19 protein-coding genes and 2 pseudogenes are annotated in these 18,079 nt (G+C 51.4%); 14 read left to right on the top strand and 7 right to left on the bottom strand.

The features are described from left to right. Window positions 1-19 precede the first annotated feature (19 nt). The 3 genes from LBW88_RS23160 to LBW88_RS23170 form a co-directional block, all read right to left on the bottom strand. Window positions 20-373, bottom strand: coding sequence for a metalloregulator ArsR/SmtB family transcription factor (locus LBW88_RS23160; protein WP_224934897.1), 354 nt, complete (start codon window positions 371-373; stop codon window positions 20-22). A 183-nt stretch (window positions 374-556) separates the two neighbouring features. Further along, window positions 557-2,680 carry a tyrosine-type recombinase/integrase gene (locus LBW88_RS23165; protein ID WP_224934895.1) on the bottom strand — a complete coding sequence of 708 codons (2,124 nt, stop codon included), beginning with the start codon at window positions 2,678-2,680 and terminating at the stop codon, window positions 557-559. A 1-nt stretch (window position 2,681) separates the two neighbouring features. Then, window positions 2,682-3,599 carry a tyrosine-type recombinase/integrase gene (locus LBW88_RS23170; protein WP_224934893.1) on the bottom strand — a complete coding sequence of 306 codons (918 nt, stop codon included), beginning with the start codon at window positions 3,597-3,599 and terminating at the stop codon, window positions 2,682-2,684. Between the two features lie 276 nt (window positions 3,600-3,875). On the opposite strand from LBW88_RS23170, the gene LBW88_RS23175 reads away from it, so the two are divergent. Further along, window positions 3,876-4,058: a conjugation system SOS inhibitor PsiB family protein gene (locus LBW88_RS23175; RefSeq protein ID WP_265112706.1), complete on the top strand. Its 183-nt coding sequence runs from the start codon at window positions 3,876-3,878 to the stop codon at window positions 4,056-4,058. 669 nt (window positions 4,059-4,727) lie between these two features. On the opposite strand, the gene LBW88_RS23180 is transcribed toward LBW88_RS23175, so the two are convergent. Beyond that, window positions 4,728-5,363 (bottom strand): hypothetical protein, encoded by a 636-nt coding sequence (locus LBW88_RS23180; RefSeq protein WP_224934889.1) that lies wholly within the window; start codon window positions 5,361-5,363, stop codon window positions 4,728-4,730. A gap of 937 nt (window positions 5,364-6,300) precedes the next feature. Between LBW88_RS23180 and LBW88_RS23185 the strand changes: the two genes are divergently transcribed. The 13 genes and pseudogenes from LBW88_RS23185 to LBW88_RS23245 all read left to right on the top strand — a co-directional run bounded on the left by LBW88_RS23185 (window position 6,301) and on the right by LBW88_RS23245 (window position 16,098). Then, a complete protein-coding gene (locus LBW88_RS23185) occupies window positions 6,301-7,194 on the top strand; it encodes an integrase domain-containing protein (RefSeq protein WP_224934887.1) in 894 nt (297 codons plus the stop codon). A gap of 154 nt (window positions 7,195-7,348) precedes the next feature. Continuing rightward, window positions 7,349-7,849 (top strand): hypothetical protein, encoded by a 501-nt coding sequence (locus LBW88_RS23190; RefSeq protein ID WP_224934885.1) that lies wholly within the window; start codon window positions 7,349-7,351, stop codon window positions 7,847-7,849. A 98-nt stretch (window positions 7,850-7,947) separates the two neighbouring features. Then, window positions 7,948-8,289, top strand: coding sequence for a hypothetical protein (locus LBW88_RS23195; protein ID WP_224934883.1), 342 nt, complete (start codon window positions 7,948-7,950; stop codon window positions 8,287-8,289). Between the two features lie 12 nt (window positions 8,290-8,301). After that, complete coding sequence (locus tag LBW88_RS23200; protein ID WP_224934881.1) at window positions 8,302-8,646, top strand: hypothetical protein; 345 nt, start codon at window positions 8,302-8,304, stop codon at window positions 8,644-8,646. A 68-nt stretch (window positions 8,647-8,714) separates the two neighbouring features. Beyond that, window positions 8,715-9,323, top strand: a complete 609-nt coding sequence (locus LBW88_RS23205) for a hypothetical protein (protein ID WP_224934880.1) — start codon at window positions 8,715-8,717, stop codon at window positions 9,321-9,323. Window positions 9,324-9,395: 72 nt separating this feature from the next. Further along, entirely contained in the window at window positions 9,396-10,007 is a 612-nt protein-coding gene (locus tag LBW88_RS23210; protein WP_224934878.1) for a hypothetical protein, read from the top strand. Between the two features lie 71 nt (window positions 10,008-10,078). Then, the gene (locus tag LBW88_RS23215; RefSeq protein WP_224934876.1) at window positions 10,079-10,675 is read left to right on the top strand and encodes a hypothetical protein; all 597 of its coding nucleotides are present in this window, start codon (window positions 10,079-10,081) and stop codon (window positions 10,673-10,675) included. Between the two features lie 74 nt (window positions 10,676-10,749). Further along, window positions 10,750-11,736: an ArdC family protein gene (locus tag LBW88_RS23220; RefSeq protein ID WP_224934874.1), complete on the top strand. Its 987-nt coding sequence runs from the start codon at window positions 10,750-10,752 to the stop codon at window positions 11,734-11,736. 101 nt (window positions 11,737-11,837) lie between these two features. Continuing rightward, complete coding sequence (locus LBW88_RS23225; protein WP_224934872.1) at window positions 11,838-12,776, top strand: DUF1281 domain-containing protein; 939 nt, start codon at window positions 11,838-11,840, stop codon at window positions 12,774-12,776. After that, window positions 12,773-13,073 (top strand): annotated as a pseudogene (locus tag LBW88_RS23230) (DUF5983 family protein). The gene LBW88_RS23225 and the pseudogene LBW88_RS23230 overlap by 4 nt, the downstream one beginning before the upstream one ends. An 88-nt stretch (window positions 13,074-13,161) precedes the next feature. Further along, complete coding sequence (locus LBW88_RS23235) at window positions 13,162-13,842, top strand: N-6 DNA methylase (RefSeq protein WP_224934870.1); 681 nt, start codon at window positions 13,162-13,164, stop codon at window positions 13,840-13,842. Window positions 13,843-13,957: 115 nt separating this feature from the next. Next, window positions 13,958-14,311 (top strand): annotated as a pseudogene (locus tag LBW88_RS23240) (DNA helicase); the annotation flags it as partial. 122 nt (window positions 14,312-14,433) lie between these two features. Continuing rightward, on the top strand, window positions 14,434-16,098 hold the full coding sequence (locus LBW88_RS23245) for a TraI domain-containing protein (protein ID WP_224934868.1): 1,665 nt from the start codon (window positions 14,434-14,436) through the stop codon (window positions 16,096-16,098). Between the two features lie 31 nt (window positions 16,099-16,129). Here the strand turns inward: LBW88_RS23245 and LBW88_RS23250 are convergent, their stop codons facing one another. Genes LBW88_RS23250 through LBW88_RS23260 form a run of 3 tightly spaced genes read right to left on the bottom strand, consistent with a single transcriptional unit; the run spans window position 16,130 to window position 17,543 of the window. Further along, window positions 16,130-16,516: an acyl-CoA thioesterase gene (locus tag LBW88_RS23250; protein WP_224934866.1), complete on the bottom strand. Its 387-nt coding sequence runs from the start codon at window positions 16,514-16,516 to the stop codon at window positions 16,130-16,132. Beyond that, on the bottom strand, window positions 16,516-16,986 hold the full coding sequence (locus LBW88_RS23255; protein ID WP_224934864.1) for a hypothetical protein: 471 nt from the start codon (window positions 16,984-16,986) through the stop codon (window positions 16,516-16,518). Before LBW88_RS23255 ends, LBW88_RS23250 begins: the two co-directional genes overlap by 1 nt. Further along, window positions 16,968-17,543, bottom strand: coding sequence for a hypothetical protein (locus LBW88_RS23260; RefSeq protein WP_224934862.1), 576 nt, complete (start codon window positions 17,541-17,543; stop codon window positions 16,968-16,970). The genes LBW88_RS23255 and LBW88_RS23260 overlap by 19 nt, the downstream gene beginning before the upstream one ends. Window positions 17,544-18,079 lie beyond the last annotated feature (536 nt).

Here is an 18,079-nt window from a genome sequence, read left to right on the forward strand (position 1 = left end):
TATGTATGGCTAAAATTTTTTACAGGCAGACAGCCCTGCCGTTAGTGGTTGCATGATTGAGCTGTGAATGACCCGCCAGGTTGCGGATTACGTCACGCTGACTCAGCCACGCCTGTTCAATGACAGTGGCCGCCCATGCAGGCATATGTGGGGAGAGCCGATAGTGGATCCACTTGCCGTCGCGTCGATCGCTGAGTAATCCGCTGGAGCGCAACATGGCGAGGTGACGGGAAATTTTTGGCTGTGGAAGTTTCAGCGCGCCGGTGAGTTCACACACGCAAAGCTCGCCCTTCTCTTTCAGCAGTAGCACCAGCGTCAGGCGGGTTTCATCCGAAAGGCTTTTGAACAGTTGTAATGGCGTCAGAGATAACATGTTGGTTCCCGCTCCAGGATGCTCTAAGGGTAGTTGATAGAGCATAGTCTAAAAACATATTCGATAAAAGGTATGTGACTCACTCTAGAGCTATCTTTACTGAACGGGAAATCTGGCCTGCTCCGCTTCGATTCCGGCACAGGCAAGTCAGCCATCACCGCGTCTGGCCTGTTGCAGCCCGGTTCACCCTCCAGGCTTAACGGCCAGTCTTTTAAGGGCCTGATCTATTTTTTCGGCATCATTCTCTACAATCGCTTTTTCATCGGCGGTGAGAGGGACTTCTTCAAGGTAACGTTTTACTGAGGCTTTACTTTCCAGTATCAGCCCGCGCGCGCTGTCTTTGAGCAGGTTAAAATCACAGCCGATGCAGGCCATCCGGTGCTGACAGCTGCTCCAGAACGGGTTGGTGCAGTAGGAATCGCCCAAATCATAGTAGGTCGCGGGGCCGGTCAGGCTGGCGGCTTCCGGATCGTGGTCAATCAGTACGCTTATCATGTGTGCGACCCTGTCTGCTTTGACAAACGAGGCTGCCAGCTGAGTCGGGCGGATGCGGAGATAGTGCATGGTGGACTGGGGCGTTGAGTGCCCGGTCCACTGCATCAGTTCGTACAGCGACATCCCCTGCGGAACGCTCGCCAGCGCGGTCACTGCGGAGGCCCGCCCCCGGTGGCTGGTGATTGTGCCACCGCTGTCCTCTACGGGGACGCCGGCTCTTGCACACAGTATCGGTATCAGCGTGCGGTTCATGATAGCGCTGCCTGCGGGCTTCCCCCGGTACTGAAACAGAAGCCGGACTTTCTCACCGGTCCGTTCATCAGCCAGCATGGCCTGTTCTGTCGGGCGTTCGGCCAGCCAGGTATCGACATATTTTTTCACCACGGCTGCCACGGGTTTAACATAGGCTTTTGAGGTCTTTCCGGCGGGAATATGCAGGTAGCACAGGGTCCCGGCAGGAATAACGCTACCGTCATCTTTCACTATTTCATCTGCCTGCGGCGCGATACACCCTGTGGTCAGGCGGAGCAGCTCGTTTTTCCGCAGCCCTGCATGGGTCCAGATCACGGCCATCGCCTGCAGCATGGCCAGCGGATAATGGATTTCAGTGAGCAGGTCTTCCTGGCGCAGATTCAGGCTGGCCCAGATGAGCTTCAGCCAGACCGGATCGTCGATAACCCGTGGATTGACGCCGCGACGGAACAGAGGCGAGTCCGGCGTGGAAAGATGACGGGCAGGGCTGAAGCGCAGTCGCCCCCAGCCCCAGTTTTCATAATCGATCATAAAGCGGCGCAATGAGTAGATAAAATGCGCCCTTGAATGCGGCATCATGGGTTCGCCGGAACGTATCGATTTACGGGTGCCTCTTTCCGTGCCCAGCTGAAGCTCATCCACGTTCATCCGGCCCACCGCCGCAATAAAGCTGGCGCAGGTTTCCATCGTCCAGTCAGCTGGTTCCCGAACCTGTGGATGCTCCCTTGCCAGCCAGAGACCGCAGCGCAGAATAAAGCTGTACTGGCTTTCCCGGGTGCGCGGTCTCAGCACTGACGTTTCCCGCCAGCGCCGACACCAGTGCACCCAGACGGGATCGATTCCTTCGACCGGCTTTTCATACCACTTCGTATAGTTTCGCATCCTCATCGGGGCGCTGAAGATGCCCAGCGCAGCAAGCCCGTGTGAGACCCGGCCGACGTAACGGGATGTCGCGTTATCGATGCTGTTCTGTGCCTGCCAGAGCAGTTCGGTCGTAAACGTCTCAAGCCGGGGATCCCTGTTCATTATCATCAGCATGGCCAGTACGCCGGATGTGTGCTGTTTCTGGCTTCCCGCGGCATACCCCAGTGACGTCAGCGTATCGGTCAGCCGGTGCAGCTCCTGATAATAAAAACGCTGACCGAAGATGGCGCAGGCGTAGAGGGCGGGTTTCCGGATATCAGGGAGGCTGAGCGTGTCATGCAGACCACCCAGGTGCCAGGCAAAGGCGGCCATCAAAGGACGACCCTCCCTGACTTCCCGGCAGAGCGTCTGCCAGCGTTCCTGTGGCCAGCACCAGCAGGGCGCGCCGGATAAATGCATTTCGCGCAGCAGTCTTGCCATAACAAGGCCGGCGATTTTGCTGCTGCATCCGCTTGCGGCGGCAATATCGGTCAGCGGCCTGATAAGGTCCGGCGCAGGCTTCATCCGTAACATGCCGGACCGGCTGTGAGAGCTGGCCAGCGCCGTCCGCTCATCGGAAGTCAGTGACGTTTCAAGCCGGTATTCAGCAATGCTGAAGGCACGCCAGCTGATTCCTGTCGGTGTGCTTGTGCTCATGTTAATTCTCCTGGCTGAAAATGAGGTTCGCCATTCTGATATCTGCCGTTTCTATCGCGCCCGCCATCCTGGCGGCGAGATCCCTCCCGGAAAGGTGGATGTAAATCTGGGTAGTCCCTGGATCGCGATGTCCCGCATAGGTAGCCAGCTCGTGCAGCTTCCAGCCTGCGCGGGCCAGATGTGTGAGGCGAAGGTGACGGAAGGTATGCGTTGATATGTCCGGTAGCCCTGAAACCAGCGCCCAGTTCCGTACCGTTTTGCTCCAGGTCCAGAAGGAAAGCGGTGCGCCCTGATTACGGTCGGACTCAGAACGGAACAGAGCACCTCCTGAGATCCCTTCCCGCTTCATCTGCAAAAGATGGGCCGCCAGCACGGGCGCCACGGCCGGGCTGTAGCAGACGATGCGTTCACGCCGGCTCTTGGTGGTTTCTGCCCGGATACGGATAAGCCGGTGAGCAAAGTCGAGGTCGTCGACACGCAATGAGACAATTTCAGAGCGCCGCAGCGCTCCGTAGTAGGTTAATGCCAGCATCAGGCGGTCACGAAGCGAGGATGAGGCAGCATGAAAAAGAAAAGCCTGCCACTGCGCATCGTCAGGGAGCCGTGGCAATTTCACGACACGGGGAACCAGCCCTCTGCCGGAGCTCAGCATGCCAGGCGTGCCGGAGCGGGGCAGCGGATTCACCAGACAGAGGTCCTGGTACATCAGAAAGTCATACCAGAGGCGGATCGCTGACAGGCGCAGCTGGAGCGTGGCGCTGGCCACGGGAAAGGGCATACCGGGTAACTGAGGGCTGATGTAGGCGGCCAGATCTTCAAACCGGGCCTTTTCAGGTTCAATTCTGTTCTGACCGCAGAACGCAAAATAATGGCTGAGGGCATTGCGGTAGGCGGTAAGCGTGGCCTGCGCCCGGCCCATATCGGATAGCTGTACACCCAAATTGTGGACAACCCATGCTTTGCAGGTAAGGCGCAGAATTAACTGCGCCTGCGATGCCGTGTGGCTCCTCAATATTGGGGAGCAACTAAGTCAATACTCTTTCACTACATGATGCTGGCCTCTGGCGCGCTGCCATGCTTCGCACTAAGCCTAACGTCGTCCTGTCCCAAGCCTTTCAGGCCATCTGGTGGCTAAAGCTGACGCAGAAAATTTTGGCAACAGATTCAGGCTAAAAGCTTTATTTGCAACCGGTAACTGACCGCGAGTGCAGAGGGGAGTGGGGTGTTTCCGGTTTATCTGCGCCTGACGCACTTGAAAATTCGCCGCGTCACGATCGATATTCTCAGCCCGGGTGGCAAATTCCCTTTCTGGCACGGGCTTATCCCTGCAACGCTCGATCACACCAGCCTGTTCATTCTGAATACCGAACGCTTCTAGCCGAAGGCCATTGTCCATCTGCTCACGCAGACAGAAAAAATGGTATTTGCGGGCATCACGCCTGCGGAAGTTGTGGCAGTAGTGTGCAAAAGGGGAGGGCGAACATGCACACAACATCGTTGAAGACTTCAATGGCGTCAAGCATCTACACGCAGTGGCAAAAGGTATGCAGCCTGTAAAATGTGGCGCAAAGTTCTGCATATCCAATTGACGCAGCTGGCTTGAAATGAAATATGACAGCGCTTCCGTATCGGCTACAGCATTACTGACTCTGGCAGAAATTGTTTTACAGTTTGGAACCGCAGCGCCGGAATTTACGTGAAGGCGATGCTGCACCGGGCGGAGGCGTAGGAAATGCATATCTGCGAAGCAGAAACGGCACTGGTTACAAACGGCTGCTGTTAAAGAGCAGCGTACAGTACACTAACAGCATTCTGTGAGATTAATGGGTAACAGGTCATATCTGTAGCGCTTTCATATTCATAAATTTCTAACTTAGCGGCTAACCTCATATTTTTTATAAATTTGACTAATTCAACCTCTAATATATTTTCAGATAATATCCATAGGTTGCTAGAATAATTATTGTTTTAGGGTTTAAGGTTGTTTTTTCGGACGGTAACTATTAAGGGTGGGGTGAATTTTAGTACCCACCCCACTGAGTAACCTTTAATTTTCCAGGTTGTTTATGATGTTGTTATAATGATTAAAGCTACTCAGTACAGGGTAATTTATTAGACATCGTGCATACAGAAAAATCATAAACAAGGATATTAATCCTGTTGCCAGTGCCATTGGTAATTGCTCTCTTGATTCAGAAAATGAAAATGCGGCTTGAGAAAATATGATTGATAGGGTTATATATAAGATAACTAGTAAGGCACCTTTGTTTCTTTTTCTACAGAATCGAGGTCGGCTAAGAGATAGGGTGGTGTTTGTAATTGAAGAGTTTATAACTGTTACTTCTTGGTCTAAACAGTCAACTACTGTTCTTACAGAAATTTCCTTTTTTATGTCTATGTCAGAGTTCTTCTTCAGGATATGCAGCATTAAAGAAGCAAGCTTGGTATCTCTCAATTTTGTCAATTCAAAAAGCACTTGTGACTTGAGTTTCTGCTTTGCAACTTCTTTAGCATCTAACAATTCTCCATTGCTATCCTCAAGTGAGGATATTTCCTTGTAGACAGATATTCTTTCATTCGAAAATTTTTTCAACCTTCCATGAATTCCAAAGAAAAAGTTAACTGCTGCTATAAATATGGTGACAGTTAAAGTCAGTAAGGTGGCATTGCTTATATTGTCCATTTTTTCTCCTTTAAATTATTAACATGAATCCGGATTTCAACGTAAATATTAGATCTGTTTTGACATCGGTGCTGTAGTATTGATATCGTTCACATGCACTACGTCGCCAACTGGCGACCCACCAATGGTTCAATAGCTTGAGAGGACCGCCTTCGGGGTAGCTGCTAAAAACACTCCTGCAGCCTGAAAGGGAGAACACACCAGTGTGGTACATCTGCTCGCTCCTGGAAGCAGATATCGTCAATAATGCGCACCTACGACGCGACGATGGGGGTTTCTTAAACATACCAACGCAGGGCTTTTTTACGCTTCTTGCTCTCAGATAAAGCGTCCACAACGATGCTTTACTTCACTTCCGTTATGAATTTTTCAGGGATACGCCCTGAGCTGCATACGACTTTTGCAATGACGCATAAGCCCATTTGGAACATTTGGGTGCTTGCAGAAGATGCATTAGGAGCATAAAGCTGCGCGCGTCACTTTGGTTCGAGTGAAACGAGAACAAAGTGACGCGCGCAGCGCATAACGACCAAACCCACGTACAGTGCGGTTTTCAGCAGGCCGGTACAATCTGACGTGCACGTATTACGTGTTTTCAGGTGCTCAACTGGCTATATATCAACCATGACGCGACGTTAACGAACAACCCGTTAAGGGCGTTTTATTAAAAGGAGAATGATCGACTCGGTATCGATGGCGACATCAGGAAACTGGTGTACGGAGGCAGACTGACTAACGTCAGCACGGCGCAAGCCGCAAACAGGTCAGAGACCTGGGGAGCCTCGCAAGAACTCAACATTTCGCCGCCCCGATGCACAGATACCAGTCGAGACGCAGGAAGCGCAAAAGCAACCGTGTCATCGGGGAAGAGATGTACAGAGTCATACAGCTGTTGGTTTTGTGGGCCAACACCTGTGGATTCTGAAGGAGATATACAGTGGCTGGAAAATTAAGTAAGCAGCTCGTTACGCTCGCACGCCAGGGCGGAGGAAGTTTTAAAACAGTTTCTGATCGTTCAAAGATTGCCAGCCGCTTTTCGGATCGACTGGCAACCCTTAATATTCAGATTCGGGAAGTAAGCCATATTAAGACCAAACATATCGAAAACTATATTCGAAGTCGTCAGGATGAAAATATATCGTCCAGAACGTTGCAAAATGAAATGGCCGCATTACGTTCAATCCTTTCACAGGGAGGGCGTAACGTTCTGGCTAATCCTGCACATGAAAAACTGAGCAATCAGGCGTTGAATATTTCTGGTGCCAGCAGAGAAGGGACTAAAGTCGCCATTTCTGATGAGCGTCTTAAAGAAATTATATCGACCGTGTCAGAAAAAGATCGTGGAATCGCTTTAGGCATTCATCTGGCAAGATATATTGGTCTCAGGGCAGAAGAAACTGTTCAGTCAGCAAAGTCACTCAATACGTGGCGAAAAAATTTGCTTGCCGGTGAAAATACTGTTCGCGTTGTATTCGGATCTAAAGGAGGACGTCCGCGTGATGCGACTATATTTGAAAGAGATAAGGTTATCGCTTTATTAAATGAGGCCATTCGTTATGTGGATGATAATAACGGTAAGTTAGTCGACAAGCCAACGCTTCATCAGGCGCTTGACCGCTATCATAATGTATTACGTGAAAGTGGAATGACGGGAATACATGCGCCGCACAGTCTCAGGTACGCTTATTCTCAGGACGCCGTAAATCATCATCTAGAAAATGGCATGAGCCGAAAAGAGGCTGAGGCTTTAGTGTCGATGGATCTTGGACACGGTGACGGTCGCGGAGATTATGTTGCGCGTGTTTATAACCGCGTTGACGAAACCGGTTAATAACGGGGTCTTGTAATTTTCCTCAAACAGGCGCTATTATTTAATCGCTTCTTACGTTGTCTTAGGACAACCACCAATGGTCAGTGGCTTGAGATGACCGCCTTAGGGTAGCTGCAATAACACTCCTGTAGCCTGAAAGGGAGAACACATCAGTGTGGTACATCTGCTCGCCTTTGGAAGCAGATATCGTCAAACACGGCTCCTACTGCCTGGCGATGAAGGTTCATTCAACTACCCGGCTCCGGCCTTTGCTCTTCGGGGAAACATTCCCGACAAGGCAAATGTTTCTCTGTTTTCAGGAGAAACTATGTCAATAACTCACTCGTTCCTGACTGAGCTGCGCATGCCTTTCGATATGGTTCTTTCAGCCGCAACCCGCGTTGCGTCTGAATACCCTCATATCACGGCTGCACTCAGGAGAACATCTTGGCTGTCTTCACCTTCCGGTCATTATGAGTTCTGTTCCCGCGTCTGGTACGACGATCAACGTTATCACGCCATTGTTATGGCAAGAACGGTGATTAACGGTCAGCCGGGTGATGAATTCATATTTAGCCGGCACGGTAAGCACTTCACTCACAATGCTGCTGCGAAATCCGCTCAGCTTGCCGCGTCTGACGCTGCGACCTTCCGGGTATTCACTGCTCAGAAGTAACGGCACAGTCGCCTCAGCCATACATTCGCTTTGCGAATGCCCATCGGGAAACATCTTCCCGACAGGGCAGGTGTTTCCCCTCTAACAGGAGAAACACCATGCAAACCCTTCCTTTACCATCTTCCTTTTCCATAAAAGGTATTTTTTCTGCGGCTTCCGCTGCGGCTGTATCCCTGTGGGATCGTGTCGCTGACGGCAACAGTAAAGATGAATGGATAACGAACCGCGCTGGCTCACTGAGCTTTAAGGTGCAGGTACATCAGTTACTCTCTGGAAAATGGACGTTCGGCATACTTACCCGTTCCGGCACCTTTTACGGTAATCATCGTTTTGGTTCCCTGAAGCAACCGGACGAAGTGTTTAGCTCCCACCGTCAGGCTCGCCGCTTTGCACTGAAGCTGGCGGATCAGATGACAAGATTGCGTTTCGCATATCAGTAAGGAGAGTGAAACATGACTATTTCATCTAACGTAGCCGACCTGCTGCAGTTAGCGGAATTTGAAAGCGACATGCTTACGGCCCTGGCTTACCAATCACTTGGTTTAGATGACCTTGATGAGGAGGTTCAGAACAAAAATGAGCCACCTTATTATATGGCCATTCAGTTCGATGTTGTTTATGGCCTCGAATTTGGCAGGGCACAGGGTCGATATCTCACTTCAGGTTGTGCTGACATGGTCAGTTCAATACGGGCAATGAGTGTCAGACTTGACCCTGACTTGCATAAACGTATTTCTTTAAGTGGTCATCACGACTGTCGTGGCGATCTTGAAATTGCGCGATTAGAGTCTTTCTAATCTGACTTTACCCAGTGGGGATTTATTCCCCATCAGGGGGATAAATCCCGTTTCCGTGAGGATTTATCATGACACCAATCTCCGTACCGCCTCAGCACGTCACCTATAACGTGAAGCAGACCGGATGGATATCCCCGAGCCAGTGGCACCGTTTTACACTGGCGGTCACAGAAGCATTCTGGCTGCTGCCGGTACATCTTCGTCCATGCTCGCCCACCAATGGTATGCGTATGCAACGCGCGGCCATGATGTTTCCTTCTCCGGAGATATTTGCTTTCGCCGGAAAAGACGAAGGGAATTACGTATCCAGAGGCGTGATGTTGACTCAGGATTTAAGCCCCGGTTTGCGTATTGAAACAGAGGGGCAACCCCTCGATTTCTTCACGCGAATAGTGCTGATTCTGCTGTATCAACATTGTGAGGGCTGTTACGAAATATCGTCATCAGCCGGCGGCGTCAGCTGGTCTCTGCCTGCTCGCTGGGCAATACGGCATGAGCTGATTTCAGATCATGCTGCGCCTGAGCCCTTCAGCACACATGGGTTTATCACCGGCGCGGCTGATGAGCTGCTTATCAGAAGCGTGTCTGGCGGTGAACGACCATTCACAACGGCAGACTGGGAGCTGGTTTCAGAGCTTGAGTTCACACTTGAGGCACTGAAAACCGACAAACGCTAATACCTCAACTTTAACCCATCGGGGATTTACGTCCCTACGGGCGGTAAATCCCCTCTGAACTAGAGATTTACCATGACACAGACCTCAATCGATTCACTGGTCATTCCGGGCGTATACCAGCTGGTTCAAGGGGCGTCCATAAACGCGGAACAGTGGTCCCGATTTACCGAGGTGGTCAAAGAAGCCTTCTGGCTTCTTCCCGCTCAGCTCCGGCCATATAAGCCGCTGGGTTTTGAGATGAACCGTGCTTCTGAGCTGTTTGACGATGAAGGTTCAGTTACGTTCAACCATAAGGACAGTGCAGGCTACTGCTGCAATCCGTTTTACCTCAGGCAGACGCTTTCGGATGATTTTCAACCGTACCGCAAGGTTGAGAGTCAGCGATGCAGGCAGGATTTATTCGTGCGCATCGTGCTGGTTCTTCTGCATAACATATGCCCCGGCTGCTATCACATAACCAGTTCCTGCCCACAGAGCTGGCGTTTCGCACAGCGATGGCTGGCGTGGAACATGGATATGTTTACCAAAGCACCCGAAGACATTCCGGCATCGTTCGTGATACCTGGCGCGGTTGAACACCTGCTGTTGGTTAAAACGTCCGGACCCGGCAAGCAGGTCACCACTGAAGAGTGGGAAGCGATATCAGGTATTGAGCTCTGGCTTGCCCAACAGCACAACGACTGACGCATTTACCAACCCTTCCGGGATTTGCTCTCCGGAAGGAGGCAGATCCCGCTGTTTCAGCAGGTGATCCTATGTTTACTTTCGACAGTAACGCGCTCGCGCAGCTGTTTCACGATACATACCATCAGACCATGTCGGTCAGACTGGTTATAAGTTCGCAGGAAGGTTTGTTCCTTGAGTTTCAGAACGGCTTACCCGGTCAGCTTTTCTACCGTAAGGCGCGGATACATGCGCTTGAATACAGCGGTGGCAGTAGCGATCCGGGCGTGCAGGTCGAACTTAAATTTGGTCACATCTCTGAAGAATACGGGCTCATCGTTGATGACCCTGCCTTTTTCAGCGCGATGGCGGCCGATGACAAAGTGGTTGTTCTGTCTGTTCGCTCCGCATACCAGCTGAAACGCAAAACCATCAGCTGGCTGAGTGAGCGTAAGCTTGCGCTGCTGAGGCAAAGGATGGATGTAATGCGGACTTCGGATTTTCTTGAATGCCGCAGCGATGAAGAGCGGGCCGGGTGGTTCGATTCGGCAGCATCCATGCTTGAAGAAGCAATATTTACAGACAGTAAGCGGTTTGATCGCCACAACTTTTATTTTTCAAGGCAGCAACTCCGGTTGCGGCTGAACAGCATAACCGCCGACGGAAAAATTATTTCTTCGGTGTGTTAACAACCATCCCTGACGGGCGTATTTCTCGCCCGTCAGGGATGGGATGCGCCCTTTTTTCATCTAAGGAGCATCCCATGACTAAACCAACCAAAACCCGTCGCACGAAGAAAACTGAGAGCGTCGATCTGTACCAGAAGGTCACTGACCGCATCGTAGAGGCTCTGGAAAACGGCGTTGCGCCCTGGAAAAAACCGTGGCACACCGTCGGCACCTGTGCCGCTTCAAGTCCGATACCGGTTAATGCCTTAACGGGTAAGCCATACAGCGGCGTAAACGTGCTGCTGCTGTGGCTGGCCGCTGAGGAAAAGGGGTACAGCACCGATTGCTGGGTAACGTATCGTCAGGCGCAGGAGCTGGGCGGACAGGTCCGCAAAGGCGAAACGTCATCAGAGGCCATTATCTTCAGGCCGTTTGAAAAGCAGGCTGAAGATCTCAGCGGAAACAAGCTGTTTGATGCTGAAGGCAAGCCACTGATGGAATCGCGGGCCATGATAAAGCCTAACTTTCTGTTTAACGTTGAGCAGTGTGACGGATTACCGGAAGGTGTCGCCGCCTTAACACATGAATCTCCCGTAACCGAATACCCCGGCACGATCGACTGGCCGACGGAGAAACGGATATGTGAGATTGTGCATATGGCGGGCGTTAAGGTGCAGTTCAAATTACAGAACCGCGCTTATTACGCCAGACACACTGATTCAATACTGATGCCGACGGCGGAGCAGTTTTTCAGCCGCGCCGATTACTTCAGCACGCTACTGCACGAAGTGGTTCATGCCACAGGCCATGAGTCACGACTGAACCGTGAAGGCATAACCAAATCGGCGAAGAAGTTCGGCGATCCGGTTTATGCTTTTGAAGAACTGATAGCCGAAATGGGCAGCGCGTTTCTGTGTGCTCAGCTCGGCGTTTTCGGCGATGTTCAGCACGACAGCTACATAAAATCGTGGCTTGAAGTCCTGAAGTCCGACAAAAAAGCGCTTTTCCGTGCCTGCCGGCAGGCAAGGGAAGCCTCTGAGTTTTTACTGCAGTTAAAAGACAGCGCGGCTGAGGCTGCGTAACACACCAACCCGGCAGCATTGAATTATCGCGCTGCCGTCCCGTGAGGGCACTGACCCTCACGGGACAGTGCCCTCTTTTTTCATATAAAGAGGAATTAACCATGTCAGACTGGTGCCATAACCGTTTAGAAATCACCGGAAAATCCGCGCTCATCGGCATTATGGAAGAGTGGATCACTGGCGAAGCCGTACCGTTGTATCGCCACGCCGTCATGCGCAGCATAAAGCTGTTTCTGGCGGGATGCGGCGGACTGCTACGCCCGGTCAAAACGGAGTCATTTCCGCCGTTTCCCGCGCTGATGCAAAGCGGGACGGGACAGGGCACGCCGGCAAATCTGGCGTTTGATCAGTGGCTCGATCTGCTGCGCAGGGATGTACCGCTTGACGGTGAGAACCTGCGTAAAATCGAGCGAATTTACCATCAGTCCGGTATCGATGTGATCCGCTGGGACAGCATTCCGGAGGTATCGCGCACGCATATCGCGCGACTCATTGAGGAGCGCTATGCGGACTGGTTTGGTGTTGCCACCCTGTCCCGGGAAATTGAACCGGGGCAGTGCTGGGAGCGGCTGAGCCAGTTGCCTGATCGGGCCCAGCCCTGCGATATGTTGCAGATTATCCCTGGTCGTCTTGCCGCTGAGCTGAACGGCAGCGGAGGTTTGCTTGCCGGGATGTCTACGGCCAGCAGTTTTTACTGTCGTCAGTACGGCATGGAGTGGCCCGCAGGTCATAACGTCAGCTGGCAGCGTGAAGGACTGAGCAGCATAAAACTGTCGTTTGATTCCGCCTGGTTTCCGCCGGCAGGAGAGGTGATTGCGGCGCTTTCTTCCACGTTTGACTGTGAGATTCGCCACTGGTACAGCGAGCCCGCTCACGAACTGGATGGCTATGACTGTTACGATCGGGGCGAGCACGTCTGCAGCGCTGAGGCGACTGTTGACGAGCTGGACGACGGCAGGCCCGGGCTTCATCTTGTGCCGGCAGCTGAATCCGATGACTTACAGGCCGGAATGCCCGTACAGCGGACGGCACAGGCATGAGTGGCAATGGCGAGTATTTGCGCTGCCGCGTCATTTCTACGGCTCATCTCAGCGCAGACGACAATGCGCTGTTGGATGAAATCACGACCCGTGAAGTCGAATACGGTGAGTGGATCCACTATGTCGGTGGGGGCTATCTGCTGCGGTTAACCGCGCGTTCTGCGGCTTAAAGAGGCCGGGTTATCGAAAGAGGCCCGACGCCTGATCGCTTCCGTGATGCGTTCGGACGCCGTGGAAGTCCTGATTTTCGAATCAGGGGCTCCGGAAGCTGAGGGATTCATCACGTACAGCTGGTAACCAAAAAAGGTGAGCCGTAAGGCTTGCCACACAGCCTGAGGGGAACACTTCCTCAGGGGCGTGTTCCCCTTTTTTATGGAGAACACGCATGACTTCTACCAACCATCGCAAAGCATTCCTCGCGCTTTTCAACGCCACGGCCCGTTATCATCACCGGCACAAGGTGTTTGAAGACTTCGTCAGCTGCGCGGCGATTGCGCTGCACAACGGCGTTGCGCACGATGCAGAGCTGGAAAAGCAGTATCTGAGCATAATTGCCGGCTACGAGAAGGAAGACGTCACCCGGATGGCTGAGTTACTGGGTCACGTCGCGATGGCGCTCGACCAGGAACGTTGTGATTTTCTCGGCAGCATTTTTATGGAGCTTGAGCTGTGTGATAAGTATCGCGGCCAGTTCTTCACGCCGTGGGACGCCTCGCGGATGATGGCATCGGTGCAGCTGTCCGGCATCGATGCGCTGATGCAGGCTCAGGATTTCATTACTCTGCAGGAACCTGCCAGCGGCGCGGGCTGCATGGTCATCGCCTTTGCTGAAGAGTTCGCACAGCGCGGTTATACGGTGTCAGAGCAGCTGTGGGTGTCGGTAATGGACGTTGATCCGCTGGCCGCCAATATGTCCTACATACAGCTCTCGCTATGCGGTATCGCGGCTGAGGTTGTGACCGGAAACGCGCTGACGCTTGAACGTCGTAGGACGCTTTACACTCCGCTGCATTACACCGGCAGGTGGGCAGCAAAACTCGGCCGCGCAACGCAACGCGCAGCCTGACCATAACGCCTCTCTGGAGGCGTTTTTTTTGCAAATCGATATAGAGTTTGCGATGGATACCAAACTACCGGCAGGGCATGGTGCATGACATGACGCTGACGGAGGAACATCTCACATGCAACCCACGCAGGAGCAGGCACAGGTAATTGCCTGGAAAGGCAGACAGCTTGTCGTGACGGCATTTGCCGGCACGGGTAAAACATCCACGCTTGAGGCTTACGCGCTGGCAAATCCCGGTGAACGCATGCTTTATCTTGCCTATAACCGCGCTATACGCGAGGAATCCGAGCGGCGATTTCCCTATAACGTGGAGTGTAAAACGTTTCATCAGCTGGCGTGGCCGGGGTTTGGCCGGCACTTTCAGGCGCGACTCGCCACATCCCTTCGCGTCACGGATATTGCACGTCTGCTCAATACGCGCCACTGGCTGCTGGCACGGTCTGCGCTGAGCACGCTTAACGCCTTTCTCTATCGTAACCGGCTGCCTGCAGGAGCTGAATGAAGCCTCTGAAACACCGGTCGAGACGAATTCGACTCGCGCAGAATTGGCATCGAATTGTGACAATAAACCGGCATTATCAGGAAGTAAAAATGTTCAGTAAACTCATTGCCAGCTTGTCCGGGGGGAAAACCACTGCGAAGTCAGCGCCAGCTGGCGACAGGATCCCATCGGGATATTTTGCGCCGCAGTCTGCCGCACAACTCCTTTCATTACCGCATCGTAAGCTACTGATGAGGCAAATCTGGGATAACACCTCTTTGCCGGAGGACGTTTATAACCGGCTGTATATGGCGCCGCTGAAAAAACTCGCTGAGTGCGTGCAGGTTGTGCCGGCCGCCGGGGAAGGTGAATGGAGTAAAGAAGGCGGATTTATCGACCTCACCCTCAAATTTACTGCCTGCAGCGTCAGGCTGGCAAAAGGGCATATGTTTCCACCCGGCGCCGCTCCAGAAGAGCAGGCCGCAAAGAATGCGCTCTGGAATGCGGTTGTTTTCTGGTCAGCGCTTACCGCGCATCTGCCGTTGCTGACCCGTATTGAGGGCGAATTACTGGACGGTCAGTGCTGGATGCCTGGCATGGTGCCACCGGCAGCACCATTTCGGTTTCGGGTTAATCATGCCGATCACGCCCGCGTGGCAACCTTGATGGCCTCCAGGCTGCTACCGGACGACGGTGTCACCTGGCTAAGCGGGGATCGCCAGGCTATGCAGGTGATGGCGACGCTGGCAGTCAGAGAGGCATCGGCCATGCCACTGATTAAAGATATTCTCGATAAAGCGCGGGATATCAGCGGTTCGCCCGTAAGCGCAGCATCTGTGGGCCTGCATTCAGTGGCTTCAGTCGTGTCATCTGCAGTCACCGAACAGCCACAGCCGTCAATCATTTTACCAGACGGGAGGCTCAGCGCCGCCTCAGCGCTTGCTGATGTCGGAACCGAAAGTGCTGCTAAACTGCCCTCAGATAATTCGACCGGGCAGGCAGAACATCAACTAACGGCATCAGAGGGTCCAATTGCTTTGTCATCTGCACTTTCAGAAAACTACGGTTCAACGAATGAACAACCTGAGACTGAAAAAACATCAGTTGATGATGACACCTCCCTGCTACTCAGCATGTTCAATGCAGCTGAACCGGCGGCCCTTGATGTGAATGATGATACGGAACAAAAGGCCCCGGTCATTCCAGTTGATGTGAATCCGGTGCAGACCTCTGACGAACATATAATCGCGGTTCCCGCTGAATGTGTGAAACTCATACCCAACGCAAAGCAAGATGATGATGTTCCTGTCATTGAGTCCATGCTGGATACGGTCGTTGACACTGAAAGTGATAAAGATGAAAACGGAGATATTTCCACGGCTTCAGTTATGAATGAAGTAAGCAATCCGGGTGAGCACTTTTTAGAGTGGATTAAGGAGTCTGTAAATAATCAAACGCTCAGCGTGAACTATCAGGACAGCCTGCTACATGCGGTAAGTGGATTTATGTTTATATCTCTGCCGGGGACGGTGTTTAAATTCATTGATGCTACTGGGGTGGATAAAGATCGTAAGGCTGTACAGTCATCCTTCGAAAAAATGGGAATATTACATATGCGTAACGACAAGCGTTTTTTCAGAGTAAAAATATATGAAAGTGTAGATCTGGAAGGTAAGTATCAGAAGCGAAGTGGATATTTAATTCGTCTTTCTTTACTTGGCTATTCAGGGGAAAGTAAACTTCATGATAGTCGTTATATTCTGATTGAAAATTAATTAAGGGACCTTTAAAGGCCCCTTCTTAAATTCAGGCTGGAATGGCATTTTTCACTGCGTCAGGCACGGTCGGTCTGCCGTTAGCGATACAGGTTGCCGTGAATACGGCTTCTGCATAAAGGGTACCGTTTACCAGTATCTGCTGAACGAAATTGACGCGACTGCGTTTTTCATTGGCCTGCAGGGCGCATGTTACCTGCATTTCATCATCTTTCTGCAGGCTCTTCTTAAAGCGAAGCGTATATTCCAGGATCATATGCAGGCGACCTTCAGCGAACTCCTGCTCCAGATCCAGCCCCAATTCTTCTTTCATAAACGCGTGGCGCGTCCATTCCATATAGAAGGGATAATAAAGACCATCCACAACGCCCTGAAAATCAACGTGCTTTTCGTCTACGGAATAGGTTTTGGTAAACATCATAAATCCTTAAAGTAATTCAGCAGTGCAAACCGCATTGGCAGTATCAGGTTTTCAAATTCCTTTTGCGAGGTGTCAGTCCCGGTACAGATATTGAGTGCCATACTCATATCGTTCTCCACTCCATAGATAAAACTAATGCCATGGTAGATATTGTGAGCCCGACGCTGCTCATCAATGACATTAATTTTTTCGTTTCTGAGTGCGTCATCCCAGACGACTGTACTGACGTCACCCTTTTTTATCTTGGTGAGTTCAATGCCTATTTTTATCAGAAGGCTGTCCTTGTACTTTCCTTCATAATAAAATTTATTGTCCCACTCAGCATACCCATTGCTCTGATGAGCGGAGATGGCATTATTTTGAACAAGAAGTGTAGAGATGTAGGTAGTCTTCTCCATCTTGTTCAGAAAGTTTATTACTTCTGTACTGCAGCGGTGAAAATTGAGTTTTACCTCTTTTGGATCCACTTTACTCTCCGGCACTCGAGAATTTCTTCTTTCTTAATGGCCGTGCTTTTTACACCTTCAATAGTGACGCTGTCCTCGTCGACTATTTTGACCACCCCTATGATCAAGCCATTCTTGTGCCTTACATGGCATAGCTTGTTATTATTAGGGTCCAGAGTTCGCTCGTTCGATACAATACAGAATTCTCCGAAACTAACGTAAGGTTCCCCATAGGTCCCACCAACCTGGATAAGTTCCACGTCGGGCAACTGGCGACTGGCCAGTATGAAGAGGGTGTCTTCATCCAGCTTTGTGTATTCAGTGAACTGTGGCGGAAATCCTTCGCCTGTCATAATCCAGTTCCCCTCAACTTTAAGACCACTTTCACTGAAGAAATCCGCAATCAGATTGATCACATCAATACGTCGGGTTGGAACCGTGCCACCAGACTCCCAGCGGGTGTAAGTCGTGTAGGAGAGTTCAGTATCTTGCTGCTGAACGTAGTTCACCACTTCCTGAGGTGAAGTCCCTGTCGCCGCACGGCAACATTTCAGCCTCTTCTCAATTGTGTCAAGCATGCGCAAGCCTTTAGCGAAATCAATACAACTGATTCTAAAGGAAATCTTTGGTTTAGTTGTGGGAATAAATACCAATTAATGGGAAATATTTGCACGAAAGTCTTAAGTGATGGTAATATTTAAAGACTTTATAAATATAACGTTAAGTATTTTCACAAAGTTTCATCTGAACTGTGAGAGTTTTCATGAGGCGGGGCAAATTTTCGTTTCAGGCATGGTTAGTGCAGATGCTGAGCATAAGGGATGACATCAAATGCAGAATGCAAATGCCTGCTCCTGCATATTTGAGTTAAGTACCTATCCACACGTTAACTAAAGCCGGAGAGACCATGTCCTCAGACCAAGACGCCCGAAGCCCCTCGCCAATTGTTTACATAGGTCCAGCCAGACGTATGAAAACTGAGAACTGTGCCGTCAGGCTCACTCACCATTCTGGCCGTGTCGTCACCGCCAGCAAAATTGTTCAGGGCCTTATTGATCGTTATCTGGATGCATATATAGAAGAACTGTCTACTCAGTCATCCGCCCGATAACGG

This window comes from Pantoea sp. alder81, from assembly GCF_020179835.1.
GTDB lineage: Bacteria > Pseudomonadota > Gammaproteobacteria > Enterobacterales > Enterobacteriaceae > Pantoea.